Origin of the sequence: Pseudomonas sp. AB6 (assembly GCF_034314105.1) — a bacterium.
Taxonomy (GTDB): domain Bacteria; phylum Pseudomonadota; class Gammaproteobacteria; order Pseudomonadales; family Pseudomonadaceae; genus Aquipseudomonas.
Genome location: NZ_JAVIWJ010000001.1, coordinates 1154271 through 1167973, shown reverse-complemented (window position 1 = coordinate 1167973; position 13703 = coordinate 1154271). Strand labels below are relative to the sequence as shown.

General features: G+C 55.9%; 10 protein-coding genes and 1 pseudogene. 3 read left to right on the top strand and 8 right to left on the bottom strand.

Features of this window, described 5'->3' with window-relative positions; genetic code table 11:
* Positions 1 to 101 precede the first annotated feature (101 nt).
* The 3 genes from dgoD to RGW60_RS05720 are packed head-to-tail and all read right to left on the bottom strand — an operon-like array spanning position 102 to position 2919.
* Positions 102 to 1250 (bottom strand): galactonate dehydratase, encoded by a 1149-nt coding sequence (dgoD, locus tag RGW60_RS05730; protein WP_322202952.1) that lies wholly within the window; start codon positions 1248 to 1250, stop codon positions 102 to 104.
* 45 nt (positions 1251 to 1295) lie between these two features.
* On the bottom strand, positions 1296 to 1916 hold the full coding sequence (locus tag RGW60_RS05725) for a 2-dehydro-3-deoxy-6-phosphogalactonate aldolase (protein ID WP_322202951.1): 621 nt from the start codon (positions 1914 to 1916) through the stop codon (positions 1296 to 1298).
* A 1-nt stretch (position 1917) separates the two neighbouring features.
* Positions 1918 to 2919: a 2-dehydro-3-deoxygalactonokinase gene (locus tag RGW60_RS05720; protein ID WP_322202949.1), complete on the bottom strand. Its 1002-nt coding sequence runs from the start codon at positions 2917 to 2919 to the stop codon at positions 1918 to 1920.
* Positions 2920 to 3105: 186 nt separating this feature from the next.
* Here RGW60_RS05720 and RGW60_RS05715 point away from each other — a divergent pair, with 186 nt between their 5' ends.
* The gene (locus tag RGW60_RS05715) at positions 3106 to 4251 is read left to right on the top strand and encodes an acyltransferase (RefSeq protein ID WP_322202947.1); all 1146 of its coding nucleotides are present in this window, start codon (positions 3106 to 3108) and stop codon (positions 4249 to 4251) included.
* Positions 4252 to 4299: 48 nt separating this feature from the next.
* On the opposite strand, the gene asd is transcribed toward RGW60_RS05715, so the two are convergent.
* The 4 genes from asd to leuC form a co-directional block, all read right to left on the bottom strand.
* The gene (asd, locus tag RGW60_RS05710; RefSeq protein WP_322202945.1) at positions 4300 to 5412 is read right to left on the bottom strand and encodes an aspartate-semialdehyde dehydrogenase; all 1113 of its coding nucleotides are present in this window, start codon (positions 5410 to 5412) and stop codon (positions 4300 to 4302) included.
* Between the two features lie 69 nt (positions 5413 to 5481).
* Entirely contained in the window at positions 5482 to 6564 is a 1083-nt protein-coding gene (leuB, locus tag RGW60_RS05705) for a 3-isopropylmalate dehydrogenase (RefSeq protein ID WP_322202943.1), read from the bottom strand.
* Between the two features lie 83 nt (positions 6565 to 6647).
* On the bottom strand, positions 6648 to 7289 hold the full coding sequence (leuD, locus tag RGW60_RS05700; RefSeq protein WP_322202941.1) for a 3-isopropylmalate dehydratase small subunit: 642 nt from the start codon (positions 7287 to 7289) through the stop codon (positions 6648 to 6650).
* Between the two features lie 10 nt (positions 7290 to 7299).
* Positions 7300 to 8724 (bottom strand): 3-isopropylmalate dehydratase large subunit, encoded by a 1425-nt coding sequence (gene leuC, locus RGW60_RS05695; protein WP_322202939.1) that lies wholly within the window; start codon positions 8722 to 8724, stop codon positions 7300 to 7302.
* Positions 8725 to 8887: 163 nt separating this feature from the next.
* Between leuC and RGW60_RS05690 the strand changes: the two genes are divergently transcribed.
* A complete protein-coding gene (locus RGW60_RS05690; RefSeq protein ID WP_322202937.1) occupies positions 8888 to 9844 on the top strand; it encodes a LysR family transcriptional regulator in 957 nt (318 codons plus the stop codon).
* A 37-nt stretch (positions 9845 to 9881) separates the two neighbouring features.
* A pseudogene (locus RGW60_RS05685) lies at positions 9882 to 12716 on the top strand (EAL domain-containing protein); the annotation flags it as partial.
* A gap of 21 nt (positions 12717 to 12737) precedes the next feature.
* Here RGW60_RS05685 and RGW60_RS05680 read toward each other — a convergent pair.
* Positions 12738 to 13697, bottom strand: coding sequence for a tRNA dihydrouridine synthase (locus RGW60_RS05680; protein ID WP_322202933.1), 960 nt, complete (start codon positions 13695 to 13697; stop codon positions 12738 to 12740).
* Positions 13698 to 13703 lie beyond the last annotated feature (6 nt).

Genomic DNA, 13703 nt, shown 5'->3' with positions numbered 1-13703 from the left:
ACCTGTGGGAGAAGGCTTGCTGCTAAAGGCGAAACGAGGTGTGTCAGGTAAACCGCCTTCGCAGGCAAGCCTGCTCCCACAGCACTGGACCGTAATCCGTCTTACCACTCAGCAAAACTGCCATCGGCGTGGCGCCAGATCGGGTTGCGCCAGCGGTGGCCGATGGCTGCGCGCTCTATGACGTATTCCTCGTTGATTTCGATGCCCAGGCCCGGTCCGTTAGGGATCTTCACCATGCCTTTGTCGTAATCGAAGACTTCCGGGTTCTTGATGTAATCCAGCAGGTCGTTGCTTTCGTTGTAGTGGATGCCCAGGCTCTGCTCTTGGATGAATGCGTTGTAGCAGACCGCATCCAGCTGTAAACACGCTGCCAGTGCAATCGGACCCAACGGACAATGCAACGCCAGCGCAACGTCGTAGGCTTCGGCCATGTTGGCAATTTTGCGGGTTTCCGTAATACCGCCCGCGTGGGAAGCATCCGGCTGAATGATGTCGACGTAGCCCTCACTCAAGATCCGCTTGAAATCCCAGCGCGAGAACAACCGTTCACCCAAGGCAATCGGCGTGCTGGTCAACGGCGCCAGTTCCTTGAGCGCTTCGTAGTTCTCGCTGAGCACCGGCTCTTCGATGAACATCAGCTTGAACTGATCCAGTTCCTTCATCAGCACTTTGGCCATGGGTTTGTGCACCCGGCCATGAAAGTCAACGCCGATGCCGACGTTAGGCCCTACGGCATCACGCACAGCGGCGACATTGGCCAGCGCCAGCTCAACTTTTTCAAAGGAATCGAGAAATTGCAGCTCTTCGGTGCCGTTCATCTTCACCGCAGTAAAACCGCGCTCCACCGCATCTTTGGCCGCCTTCGCGGTTTCTGCAGGTCGATCGCCGCCGATCCATGAATACACGCGGATCTTGTCGCGCACCTGACCACCCAGTAGATCACTGACCGAGACACCCAACGCCTTGCCCTTGATGTCCCACAATGCCTGATCGATGCCGGCCAGCGCACTCATGTGGATCGCGCCGCCACGGTAGAAGCCACCGCGATATAACACGGTCCAGATATCTTCGATATTACGTGGGTCTTTGCCAATCAAGTAATCAGACAATTCTTCTACCGCTGCGGCCACCGTGTGCGCGCGACCTTCGACTACCGGCTCGCCCCAGCCAGTGACGCCTTCATCGGTTTCTATCTTGAGAAACAGCCAGCGCGGCGGGACGATGAACGTCGTGAGTTTGATGATTTTCATGGGTGCGCTCTCTTATTCAATTCGACGCTCGGGGCGTCGATCAGATCAATGCAATTGGTTCCAGGCGGACACGTATGTCTTGGCCCGCTCAGCGACGTCAGCAGCGCTCATGCCCGGTTTGAACAACCCGGAACCTAGACCAAACCCCGACACACCGGCGTCGATGAACACCTGCATGTTGTCCGGCGTGATGCCACCCACCGGAATCAACGCGGTGCCCTTGGGCAGTACCGCGAGGAACGCCTTCACTACCGCCGGGCCCATTTGTTCAGCCGGGAACAGTTTCAGCACATCCGCGCCTTCAGCCAGCGCCGCAAATGCTTCTGTCGGAGTCGCAACGCCCGGCGAAAGGAACAATCCTGCAGCTTTGGCGGCACGTAGCACCTTGGCGTCGCTGTGGGGCATAACGATAACCTGCCCGCCCGCCTCTTTGACTAAGCCTACTTGTTCAGGGGTTAACACCGTGCCTGCGCCGATCAGGCAATCAGCAGGCAGCGATTGACGCAATATACGGATGCTGTCGTAGGGTTCCGGCGAGTTGAGCGGCACTTCGATGACCCGAAAACCGGCCTTGTACAAGACGTCACCAATGGCCGCTGCTTCTTCCGGACGCAGGCCACGAAGAATGGCGATCAAGCCGTTTTTAACCAATGCTTGTTTAAGCATGTCAGACCTCTGCAAGAGTGGATTTGAGCAAGTTGGCCTGCACCGCCAACTGCCACAAACCGCGTTCGGTGGCCTGTTCGGCCAAGGTCACCTGAGCGAAACCGCAGGCAGCCAGCGCACGAGAGTAGCGCACGCAGAGCTGGGCATTGCCGATCAGGATGATGGGGGGAAGACGTTTATCTGGAGCTTGGCGTTGCTGCTTTAAGGCGGCCAGCGCGACCAGTTCATGACCAATCAACAGCCCGGACAGGTAGTCCGGCTGAGCGTCGGCACTTAGTTCACCGGTTAACCCCAAGGTTCGGCAACTGAATATGGTCGACAGCGGTCCAGCGGCGCCATCTTTTGACAACGCAACCGCAACGCCTCGATCAAATGCGGCCTCGTCGAAAATTTCACTGATACGCATAGTACGACCGAGGATGGTGTGGGCGCTGAGCGCGGCATATACCTCACCGGTCATGAATGTATCGAAGTGCACGATACAACCGTCAGCCACCTGAACCCATTTGGAATGGCTGCCTGGTAAGCCGATCAACCAGGAATGCTCTGGGGTGCCAGCGGTCAAGCTGGCGAGAACGCCTAGGACTTGAGTTTCTTCGCCGCGCATCACGTTGGGCAACGTCGACCGTTGCAACACGCCAGGGACAATGTGGACGTCAACTCCGCGCACGCTGCGCACTGTTTGCAGTGCAGCGCTTAGGGCAGCGAGATCCGCTGGCGTTTCGCGGTACACCGCTTCGCGCCAACCTTGAGCACTACCGACCATGCCGCAGGCAATAACCGGAATCCCCGGCTGTGCGTCGAGCCAGTCGCCACACGCCTCGTCGAACGCTAATTCAAATCCATTGGTACAGATCACGCCAGCGATCAATCTTGGTGTGGTGGGCAACTGCATAATGCCTGCGCTCAGAGAGCGCTGGTCTAGAACTTGGCCGTATTCGCCAAGTCTATAAGCACGAAGGGAAGTCGTTCCCCAGTCGAGCGCGATTAATTGCGCCAGCATCGCTTCACCTTTTATTGTTCGGATATGAAGTAGTCATTCTTGTGGCGAGGTTGACTATAAGCCCGAATCAACATCTATCTCAATATGTAAATTCATATCCCATATATAGGGATAAAAACGTAAAGATGATAGTTGTTCTACTCTGGCATTACTTAAACGGTCAGGCTACTTCCAGGGATGAGCGCAATGAAGCGATTTCAAGCATTGAACAGTCTTCGTGGCCTGTTTGCGTTAGCCGTGGTTGTTCACCATTCACATGTGTTGCAAAGCATCACTGAAGAATCGTTTTTCAAGCATGCCAATTACCTCGTCGAATTCTTTTTCGCGTTGAGCGGTTTTGTCTTGTACCAGCGCTATGCCCATTCGTTGGGTTCGACGCCGCAATTGCGTCAGTTCATGATTTCGCGTACCTGCCGTGTGTATCCGCTCCACCTGTTTATGCTGTTGGTCTTTGTCGGTTTCGAATGCCTCAAACTGATCCTTGAGCGCCGGGGTATTACCCTGAATAACCTTAGTTTTACAGGGGACCGGTCCGTGGGCGAGATAGTGCCGAACCTGCTGCTGATTCAAGCGTGGTGGTCGGGGTTCAACGCCTTGTCGTTCAACTATCCCTCATGGATAGTCAGCGTCGAGTATTACGTTTATCTGTTGTTTGGCGTGACCGCGCTGATACTGCGGCAACGATCGACCATGGCCTTTGGCGCGCTGTCTGCGTTGGCCTTAGCGGCCCTGTATCTGGGCAATACGCCGCTGGCGGACAACGTGTTACGCGGTGTGGGTTGTTTCTTCGCGGGCGGGATCGTTTATCGGATCTACATGCACTGGCGCCATCTGCGCCAGGGTCTGTTATCGGGTAGCGTGTCGGAAGTGATGATTCTTGGGCTCATCTATGCCGTCATGACGCGCAGCGAAACACCACAGGACGCCGCGCTGGCGATACTGTTCTGTGTGGCGGTCGGGGTCTTTGCGTTTGAGGCAGGTGCGATATCGTTACTGCTGCGCGGGCGTCTATTGGTATGGCTTGGAGAGCGCTGGTTTTCGATCTACATGACCCACGCTGCAGTGATTTTCGTGACCACTGTCTTTGTGATGATGGTCGCTAAAATCACAGGATTGGCGTTAATGGTTGAGCTACCGGGCGCCACGACACGGTACGTCAGCACCGGCAGTGCCTTGCTGGATAACGTAATGATCGTCGTTGAGCTGATTGCAGTGTTGGGAATATCAACCTTGACCCATCGGTATATCGAACTGCCCGGTATAGCGCTGGGACAACGATGGCGTGGCGTGGGTGGCGATGACAGCAGCGTGACCCAACGGCTTCCCGAATGAATTCAGGAAGCCCGCCGCGGACGTTTCAGGCATGCTCAATCTTCTGAATCAACGCTCCAGCAAAATCCGCAGCATGCGACGCAGCGGTTCGGCTGCACCCCATAGCAACTGATCGCCAACAGTAAACGCGCCCAAGTATTGCGAGCCCATGTTCAGCTTGCGCAAACGCCCTACTGGAATGCTCATGGTGCCGGTTACCGCCGTAGGGCTCAGGTCTTGAATACTGGCCTCCCGGTGGTTTGGCACCAGTTTCACCCATGGATTGTGCTGGCTGATCATACCTTCGATGTCGGCAATCGGTACGTCTTTGTTCAGCTTGATGGTTAGCGCCTGGCTGTGGCAGCGCATGGCGCCGATGCGCACGCAGATACCATCCACCGGAATTGGGCTCTTGAAGCGACCCAGAATCTTGTTGGTCTCAGCCTGGCCTTTCCATTCTTCGCGGCTCTGACCGTTTGGCAATTCCTTGTCAATCCAAGGGATTAAGCTGCCTGCCAAGGGTACACCGAAGTTTTCCGTGGGGAATCCTTCGCTGCGCATGGCTTCAGCCACCTTGCGGTCGATGTCGAGGATTGCGCTGGCAGGATTCGCGAGCTCTTCCGCCACCGAGGCGTGGGCAGCACCCATTTGCTTGATCAGTTCACGCATGTTCTGCGCGCCAGCCCCAGAGGCCGCCTGATAAGTCATGACGTTCATCCACTCAACCAGACCGGCTTCGAACAAACCACCCAAGCCCATGAGCATCAAGCTGACAGTGCAATTACCGCCGATGTAATTCTTGGTGCCTGCATCCAGCTGCTGATCAATAACCCGGCGGTTGACCGGGTCCAGCACAATCACTGCGTCATCCTGCATACGCAGGCTCGACGCGGCATCAATCCAGTAACCCTTCCAGCCCGCTTCACGCAGCTTGGGGAATACTTCATTGGTGTAGTCGCCACCCTGACAGGTCAGAACCACATCAAGGGTTTTGAGTTCGTCGATGCTGTAAGCATCTTTCAGCGGTGCAGTATCCTTACCTACAGCCGGGCCTTGGCCACCCACGTTGGACGTGGAAAAGAACACTGGCTCGATGAGATCAAAATCCTGCTCTTCCAGCATCCGCTGCATGAGCACGGAACCGACCATACCGCGCCAACCGATCAGACCTACACGTTTCATCGCAACTACACCCTTAACAAAAAGTGGGGCGCTACCTCTAACGACTTCGGAGGCAGCGGGCCCGAGAGATTACAGATTCCACAGCGCGGCGACTACTGCATCGCCCATTTCCTCTGTTCGGACTTTGGCGTTGCCCACAGACCAGATGTCACCGGTACGCAAACCTTGATCCAAAACCAGACTCACTGCCTTTTCGATGGCATCGGCCACCTCGATCAGATTAAAGCTATATCGCAACATCATCGATACCGACAAAATCGTTGCCAATGGATTGGCAATGCCCTGCCCGGCGATGTCTGGCGCCGAACCGTGGCATGGCTCATACATACCCTTATTGTTGATGTCCAGCGACGCCGAGGGCAGCATGCCGATCGAGCCTGTTAGCATTGACGCCTGATCGGACAAGATATCGCCAAACATATTTTCGGTGACGATCACATCAAACTGTTTCGGCGCCTTGACCAACTGCATGGCGGCGTTATCGACGTACATGTGGCTTAACTCTATGTCCGGATAATCCTTCGCTACCTCTTCGACCACTTCGCGCCACAGCTGGCTGGCTTCAAGTACGTTGGCTTTGTCGACCGAGCACAGTTTCTTACTGCGCAAGCGTGCCATGTCAAAACCGACACGGGCGATGCGACGGATTTCGCTCTCGCTGTATGGCAGCGTGTTGAAGCCTTCGCGCTCGCCATTATCGAGCGTTCGGATGCCGCGTGGGGCTCCGAAATAGATACCACCGGTCAGTTCGCGAACGATGAGAATATTCAGCCCCGACACCACTTCTGGCCTCAGGGTCGAGGCATCAGCCAATTGTGGGTATAAAATGGCCGGACGCAGGTTAGCGAACAGCTTCAGTTCCGACCGGATCTTCAACAGGCCTTTTTCCGGGCGAATCGAACGATCCAGTTTGTCCCATTTCGGTCCACCCACAGCACCAAGCAATACGGCATCAGCCGCCTGTGCACGGGCCAGGGTCTCATCAGCCAATGGCACGCCATGCCTATCAATGGCCGAACCACCAATCAGATCGTGACTGAGTTCAAATCCCAGCTGATATTTATCATTGGCCAGTTCCAGCACCTTGACCGCTTCAGCCATTATTTCAGGACCGATGCCATCACCCGGAAGAATCAGAATCTGCTTGCTCATGGTTTCCTCAATTCTTTAAATAAGATAGAACCAGACCTCCTGCAGAAGCTGCCTTAGGCAGCTCTTACAGGGGATGTGTCAATTCAGTCGCGAAACAACCAGGGCTGGCTAACCCGGTGCTTACCTTCAAAACTGGCAATCGCATCGGCGTCCATCAAGGTCAAGCCGATGTCATCCAAACCGTTGAGTAAGCAATGCTTGCGGAACGCGTCGACTTCAAAGCGCAACACTTTACCGTCTGGACGGGTCACCGTCTGCGCTGCCAAATCAATGCTTAGCTGATAACCCGGATTGGCTTCGACTTGCTCGAACAGCTCATCGACTTCGGCATCGCTAAGGATGATGGGCAACAAGCCATTCTTGAAGCTGTTATTGAAGAAGATGTCGGCATAGCTCGGCGCGATAACGCTGCAAAAACCATATTCTTCCAACGCCCACGGCGCGTGCTCACGGCTGGAGCCGCAGCCGAAATTTTCACGGGCGAGCAATACGCTCGCCCCTTGATAACGTTCGTGGTTGAGCACGAAGTCGTTGTTCAGCGGGCGCTTGGAGTTGTCTTGGTAAGGCTGCCCGATGTCCAGATAACGCCATTCATCAAACAGGTTCGGGCCAAAACCGGTGCGCCTAATCGACTTCAAAAACTGCTTTGGAATGATCTGATCGGTGTCAACGTTGGCGCGATCCAGCGGAGCGACAAGGCCGGTGTGCTGAGTAAATGCTTTCATGCTGGGCTCCTCAGTGTTGGATCAAGTTGCGAACGTCGACAAATCGACCGTTAATAGCCGCCGCTGCCGCCATGGCCGGGCTGACCAAGTGAGTACGACCGCCCGCGCCTTGACGGCCTTCGAAGTTACGGTTGGAGGTGGACGCGCAATGCTCGCCGGATTCCAAACGGTCCGGGTTCATCGCCAGGCACATGGAACAGCCCGGTTCACGCCACTCAAAACCGGCTTCGATGAAGATCTTGTCCAGCCCTTCTTTCTCAGCCTGCGCTTTGACCAAACCCGAACCCGGCACCACGATCGCTTGCTTGATAGTCGAGGCGACTTTGTTGCCCTTGGCGATGTCGGCTGCCGCGCGCAAGTCTTCGATTCGCGAGTTGGTGCAAGAACCGATGAACACCCGATCCAATTGGATATCGGTGATCGCCTGATTGGCTTTCAAACCCATGTATTTCAGAGCACGCTCAATGGAGCCGCGTTTGACCAAATCAGCTTCTTGAGCCGGGTCAGGCACGTTTTGATCCACCGCCAAGACCATTTCCGGGGATGTGCCCCAGCTGACTTGTGGCTTGATCTGGGTAGCGTCAAGTTTAACCACGGTATCGAATGTTGCATCCGTGTCGGACACCAAGTCTTTCCAGGCATGTACCGCCATGTCCCATTCCGCGCCTTTCGGGGCAAATGGACGACCTTTAACGTAAGCCACCGTTTTCTCATCGGCGGCGACCAGGCCCACCCGGGCGCCGGCTTCGATGGACATGTTGCAGATGGTCATGCGGCCTTCAACCGACAAGTCGCGGATGGCGCTACCGGCAAATTCAATGGCATGGCCATTGCCGCCTGCGGTGCCGATCTTGCCGATGATCGCCAGCACGATGTCTTTGGCCGTGACGCCAAACGGCAGCTTGCCTTCGACCGAGACCAACATATTTTTCATTTTCTTGGCGACCAGGCATTGGGTGGCGAGCACGTGCTCAACCTCCGATGTGCCAATACCGTGAGCCAAGGCTCCAAACGCACCGTGCGTGGAGGTGTGCGAATCGCCGCAGACCACGGTCATGCCTGGCAAGGTCGCACCCTGCTCGGGACCGATCACATGAACGATACCCTGACGTGGATCATTCATCTTGAATTCGGTAATGCCATATTCGTCGCAGTTGTCATCCAGGGTCTGGACTTGCAGGCGCGACACTTGGTCGACGATGGCTTCGATCCCGCCCAAGCGGTCCGGAGTGGTCGGCACGTTGTGGTCTACGGTGGCGATGTTGGCGTCGATCCGCCAAGGTGCGCGCTTGGCCAGTCGCAACCCTTCAAAGGCTTGCGGCGAGGTCACCTCATGAATGATGTGACGGTCGATATAAATCAGCGCGGAACCATCATCGCGCTGTTTAACCACGTGCGACTCCCAAAGCTTGTCGTAGAGCGTTTTGCCGGCCATCAGACGTTTCCTCATCAGCGGTCTATCTATGCCAATCACCGCGCGCCGATTTTTAATCGCTCAACACAATGACCTATGGCTTGTGGGGTGAATCCTATGAGGTATGATTAAATAACTCAAATTCATATTTTTTATGCTTTGGATAACTTACTGGAATAGATCCATGGATTTGGCCAACCTTAATGCGTTTATCGCGATTGCCGAGACCGGTGGTTTCTCTTCGGCAGGCGAGCGCTTGCACCTCACCCAGCCCGCTATCAGCAAGCGCATTGCCGGCTTGGAGCAGCAACTTAACGTCAGGCTGTTCGACCGATTAGGCCGGGAAGTAAGTTTGACTGAGGCCGGCCGGGCGCTGCTGCCAAGGGCCTATCAAATTCTTAGCGTGCTGGACGATACCCGCCGAGCGTTGACCAACCTGACCGGTGAAGTTAGCGGGCGCCTGACATTAGCCACCAGCCACCACATTGGACTGCACCGTCTGCCGCCACTATTGCGCGAATACACCCGCCGCTATCCCGAGGTTGCGCTGGACATCCAGTTTCTCGACTCGGAAGTGGCCTATGACGAAATCCTCCATGGCCGCGCTGAGCTGGCGGTCATTACCTTGGCGCCGCAGCCCCATGCGTTGATAAAGGCTGTACTGGTCTGGGATGACCCACTGGATTTCGTGGCCGCCCCGGAGCACCCGCTGGTCAACAATAGCCCTATCAGTTTGACCGACGTCGCGCGCTATCCGGCAGTATTCCCGGGGGAAAACACCTTCACCCACCACATTGTCAGCCGGTTGTGCGAAGCTCAGGGATTGAAACCGAATATTGCCATGAGCACCAACTATATGGAGACCATCAAGATGATGGTCTCCATCGGTTTGGCCTGGAGTGTGCTGCCCCGTACCATGCTCGACAATCAGGTGGCGCGTATTGCTTTACCAGGTATACAACTGACGCGCCAGCTAGGCTATATCGTGCACACCGAGCGAACATTATCCAACGCTGCCAGGGCATTCATGGCGTTGTTGGACGCACAAATCATTCCCCCTGCCGCCAGCCTCCACCGGGCTGAAGGGGCCCACTTGCTCGCAGCGCCTCAAGGTTTGTTGAACGATGCCCAAGACAGCTGAAAGCTTGCCCTTCCTTGCACTCAACCAATCGACTGAGCTCAGCGGATCAGAACGACGCTTTGCGACCCTATACGACCTCAGCCCCAACGTCGTACTTTTGACGCGCTTGGAGGATGGCCTGATTTGCGAGGCCAATCGCTATTTCGAGAGTTCGCTGGGATGGCCAATCAAGTCTGTTCTGGGCCGCACCACCGTCGACATCGGTTTGTGGACCGAACCTGCTCAGCGTGTGCAGATATTGCGCATGATCGAAGGCGAGCCCAAACCTGTCAGCCTTGAGGTTCAATTCAACGCTCGTGACGGCTGCGTGCACGACGGCATGCTTTGCGTCCAGAAAATCGACCTGGACGGTTGTGCTTATGTCCTCAGTACCTTTCTCGACACTACCGAACACAAGCGCGCTGAACAGGCACTCAAGGAAAGTCAGGAGCGCCTGGACCTGGCGTTGAACTCTGCGCAACTGGGAACTTGGGACTGGCACATCCCCTCAGGCATGCTATATGGATCGGCTCGTTCAGCAGAGTTGCACGGCATGCCGGCCGAACCCTTTCATGAACTATTCGACTCATTTTTTGACGGCATTCCCGGTGAAGACCGCGACAACATGCGTCAGGCGTATCGCAGCTTACGTGAAGGTCCTGCGGGCAGCTATCAGGTCACTTACCGCATTCAGTTGGAGGACGGCTCCTCACGTTTCCTAGAAAGCCGCGCCCGCTTGCATCGCGATGCCCAAGGTGAACCTTTGCGCATGGCGGGCATCTTGCTCGATATCACCGAGCAGGTTGAGCGCGAACAGCGCTTGATCAGTTCTGAAGAAAAATTCGCCAGCCTGTTTCAAGCCAGCCCCGATCCGGTGTGTGTCACCCAATTCGATACCGGTCAGTTCATTGAGATCAACCCCAGCTTCACTCAAACGTTCGGTTGGACCGCAAATGAAGTTATTGGCCGAAACGTAGAGGACATCCATTTCTGGGCGGACCCATCAAAGCGCGTTGACCGTAACAATCAAATCAAGCGCGACAAGGGCCTGGATAACTTCGAAGTATTGCTAAAAAACAAAGACGGTGAATTGCTGACCTGCGTCATCTCTAGCCGCTTGATCGTAGTCGAGCAACAACAATGCATCGTCACCACCTTGCGCAATGTCACCCAACAGCAACGAGCTGAGGCAGCCCTCAAGGCCAGCGAAGAGAAATTTGCCAAAGCATTTCACTCAAGTCCCGACGCCATCACCATCACCGAGCGCGATTCAGGTCGCTACCTTGAGGTTAATGACGGTTTCTATCGGCTCACCGGCTACGACTGTAACTATGTCGTGGGCCGTACCGCCTTTGAAATTGGCATCTGGGCTGACCAGGCGCAACGCAGCTTAATCATCAATGATCTGCGCGAGCACGGCCGGGTGCATCACCGGGAGATGCTCGCCCGCAATAAAAAAGGAGAGGTGTTGACGGTTGAGGTGTCGGTGGAACCGATCACGCTCAATGAAATCCCGTGCCTGCTCATGACCACCCGCGACGTCAGTCAATTGAAGAATGCTCAAGCACAGATTGAGCACTTGGCTTATCACGACCCCCTCACCGACCTGCCTAATCGGGCGCTGCTGATGGAGCGCCTGAGCGAACAAATCGAAGTGCTCAAACGTCAAAATCTGCGCGGCGCCTTGCTGTTTCTTGACCTTGATCACTTCAAGCACATTAACGACTCCCTCGGTCATCCCGTGGGCGATAGCGTATTGAAAATCATCACCGCACGACTGGAAGCCAGTGTGCGCATGGAAGATACCGTTGCGCGACTGGGTGGCGATGAGTTCGTGGTGCTGCTGGGCGGCTTGAAAGGCTCCCGGGCCGAGGTCACAGATCAAGTGCGTGGTCTGGCCGATAAATTGCGCCAATTGCTCGCCGAACCGATGTTCCTCGACGGCCAGCGCCTGCAGGTCACACCGAGCATCGGCGTTGCGCTGATCCCAGATCATGGCTCGACACCGGCCGACCTGCTCAAACGTGCAGACATTGCGCTTTATCGGGCCAAAGACTCGGGCCGTAATACGACGCAACTGTTTCATAGCACCATGCAAAAAGCCGCCAGCGAACGTTTACGCCTGGAAAACGACCTGCGTCTAGCATTGGCTCGTGGTGAGTTCAGCTTGCACTATCAACCGCAGGTAGATGCCAGGGACAACCGCATCGTTGGCGCGGAGGCATTGCTGCGCTGGCATCACCCGCAAATGGGCTCCATGTCACCAACGCAATTTATTCGGGTGCTGGAAGACAGCGGGATGATCCTTGAAGTGGGCAGCTGGATTCTTGACGAAGCCTGTAAAGTGGGCGGCGAGTTATTGCACAAAGCGCTGATCGATTCGAATTTCAGCATGTGCGTCAACATCAGCCCACGGCAGTTTCGTCAAAGCGACTTCGTCGAACGCGTAGAACGCAGCTTGCGAATCCACAACTTTTCTGCACGACTGCTGAAGTTGGAAATAACCGAAGGCATCGTGATCCAGAATGTGGAAGACACTATCGCCAAGATGCGCCGCCTGAAAAAAATGGGCGTCACCTTTGCCATGGACGACTTCGGGACCGGGTATTCGTCCCTGACTTACCTCAAGCGGTTGCCGGTAGACGCGCTGAAGATTGACCAGTCCTTCGTCCGTGACTCCACGACCGACCCCAACGACGCCGAAATCATCCGTGCCATTGTCGCCATGGCGCAAAGTTTGAACTTGGTCGTGATTGCCGAAGGCGTGGAAAAACCCGAGCAGTTGCGGTTTCTGGAACAACTGGGCTGTCATTTGTATCAAGGGTACTTGTTTAGCGAGCCGTTGCCGCTAGAGGGACTGGTCGGGTTGCTGAGTGGAGATCAAGGGTTTTGATCGCGGATCACGGATACGCGCTCAAGCCGCTTCGCGGCGCTTGAACCCAATCAATTGCCCAATGCGCTGGCAATCGGTTTCGCGGCGCAGGGTATTGAACAGTTCGGTGGCTTCGGGATAGCTTTTGGTCAACAGGGCTAACCATTGCTTCAAACGACCGGGGGCTTGAATGGGGGTCATTTTCTCCAGCGCGTGCAGCCAGAACACGTGCACGATGGGCAGCAGTTCTGACCACGTCATCTCGACCACCTCTTCACCCGCTTCGGCAGCTGCGATCTGCCGCGCCAGGTCAGGGCGCGCCACCAGCCCGCGGCCGATCATGATGTCTCGGGCACCACAGATTTCCCGGCAACGCCGCCAGTCGTCCACGGTCCAGATTTCGCCATTGGCAACCACTGGCACTTTAACCACGTCCTGAATGCGGGCGATCCATTCCCAATGAGCAGGCGGTTTATAGCCGTCGACCTTGGTCCGGGCATGCACCACGATTTGCTCGGCACCGCCGTCGGCCAACGCCCGTGCGCAATCCAGCGCACCCTCGGGGCTTTCGTAACCGAGGCGCATTTTGGCGGTCACCGGGATGTGCGCAGGCACCGCCCGCCTTACATGCTCGACAATCCGGTGCAGCAACTCCGGCTCTTTAAGCAGGATGGCGCCGCCACGGGAGCGATTGACGGTTTTGGCTGGGCAACCAAAGTTCAGGTCCATGACAGGCGCACCAAGCTCGCAGGCGAAGGCGGCATTTTCGGCTAGGCATACCGGGTCGGAACCGAGCAATTGCAGGCGTAACGGTACGCCAGCGTCGGTTTTCGCGCCCTTGTGCAGCTCAGAAGCGTATTTGTAGAAGTAGTGAGCGGGCATCAAGCGTTCGGACACGCGGATGAACTCAGTCACGCACCAGTCGATGCCGCCGACCTGGGTCAGCACATCGCGCAGGATGTCGTCGACCAAACCCTCCATGGGCGCCAAAGCAATTTGCATGGGTCA

Bases quoted from the DNA above. Each gene is read 5' to 3' on its own strand.
- dgoD (WP_322202952.1), bottom strand. From the start codon at position 1,250: ATGAAAATCATCAAACTCACGACGTTCATCGTCCCGCCGCGCTGGCTG.
- RGW60_RS05725 (WP_322202951.1), bottom strand. From the start codon at position 1,916: ATGCTTAAACAAGCATTGGTTAAAAACGGCTTGATCGCCATTCTTCGT.
- RGW60_RS05720 (WP_322202949.1), bottom strand. From the start codon at position 2,919: ATGCTGGCGCAATTAATCGCGCTCGACTGGGGAACGACTTCCCTTCGT.
- RGW60_RS05715 (WP_322202947.1), top strand. From the start codon at position 3,106: ATGAAGCGATTTCAAGCATTGAACAGTCTTCGTGGCCTGTTTGCGTTA.
- asd (WP_322202945.1), bottom strand. From the start codon at position 5,412: ATGAAACGTGTAGGTCTGATCGGTTGGCGCGGTATGGTCGGTTCCGTG.
- leuB (WP_322202943.1), bottom strand. From the start codon at position 6,564: ATGAGCAAGCAGATTCTGATTCTTCCGGGTGATGGCATCGGTCCTGAA.
- leuD (WP_322202941.1), bottom strand. From the start codon at position 7,289: ATGAAAGCATTTACTCAGCACACCGGCCTTGTCGCTCCGCTGGATCGC.
- leuC (WP_322202939.1), bottom strand. From the start codon at position 8,724: ATGGCCGGCAAAACGCTCTACGACAAGCTTTGGGAGTCGCACGTGGTT.
- RGW60_RS05690 (WP_322202937.1), top strand. From the start codon at position 8,888: ATGGATTTGGCCAACCTTAATGCGTTTATCGCGATTGCCGAGACCGGT.
- RGW60_RS05680 (WP_322202933.1), bottom strand. From the start codon at position 13,697: ATGCAAATTGCTTTGGCGCCCATGGAGGGTTTGGTCGACGACATCCTG.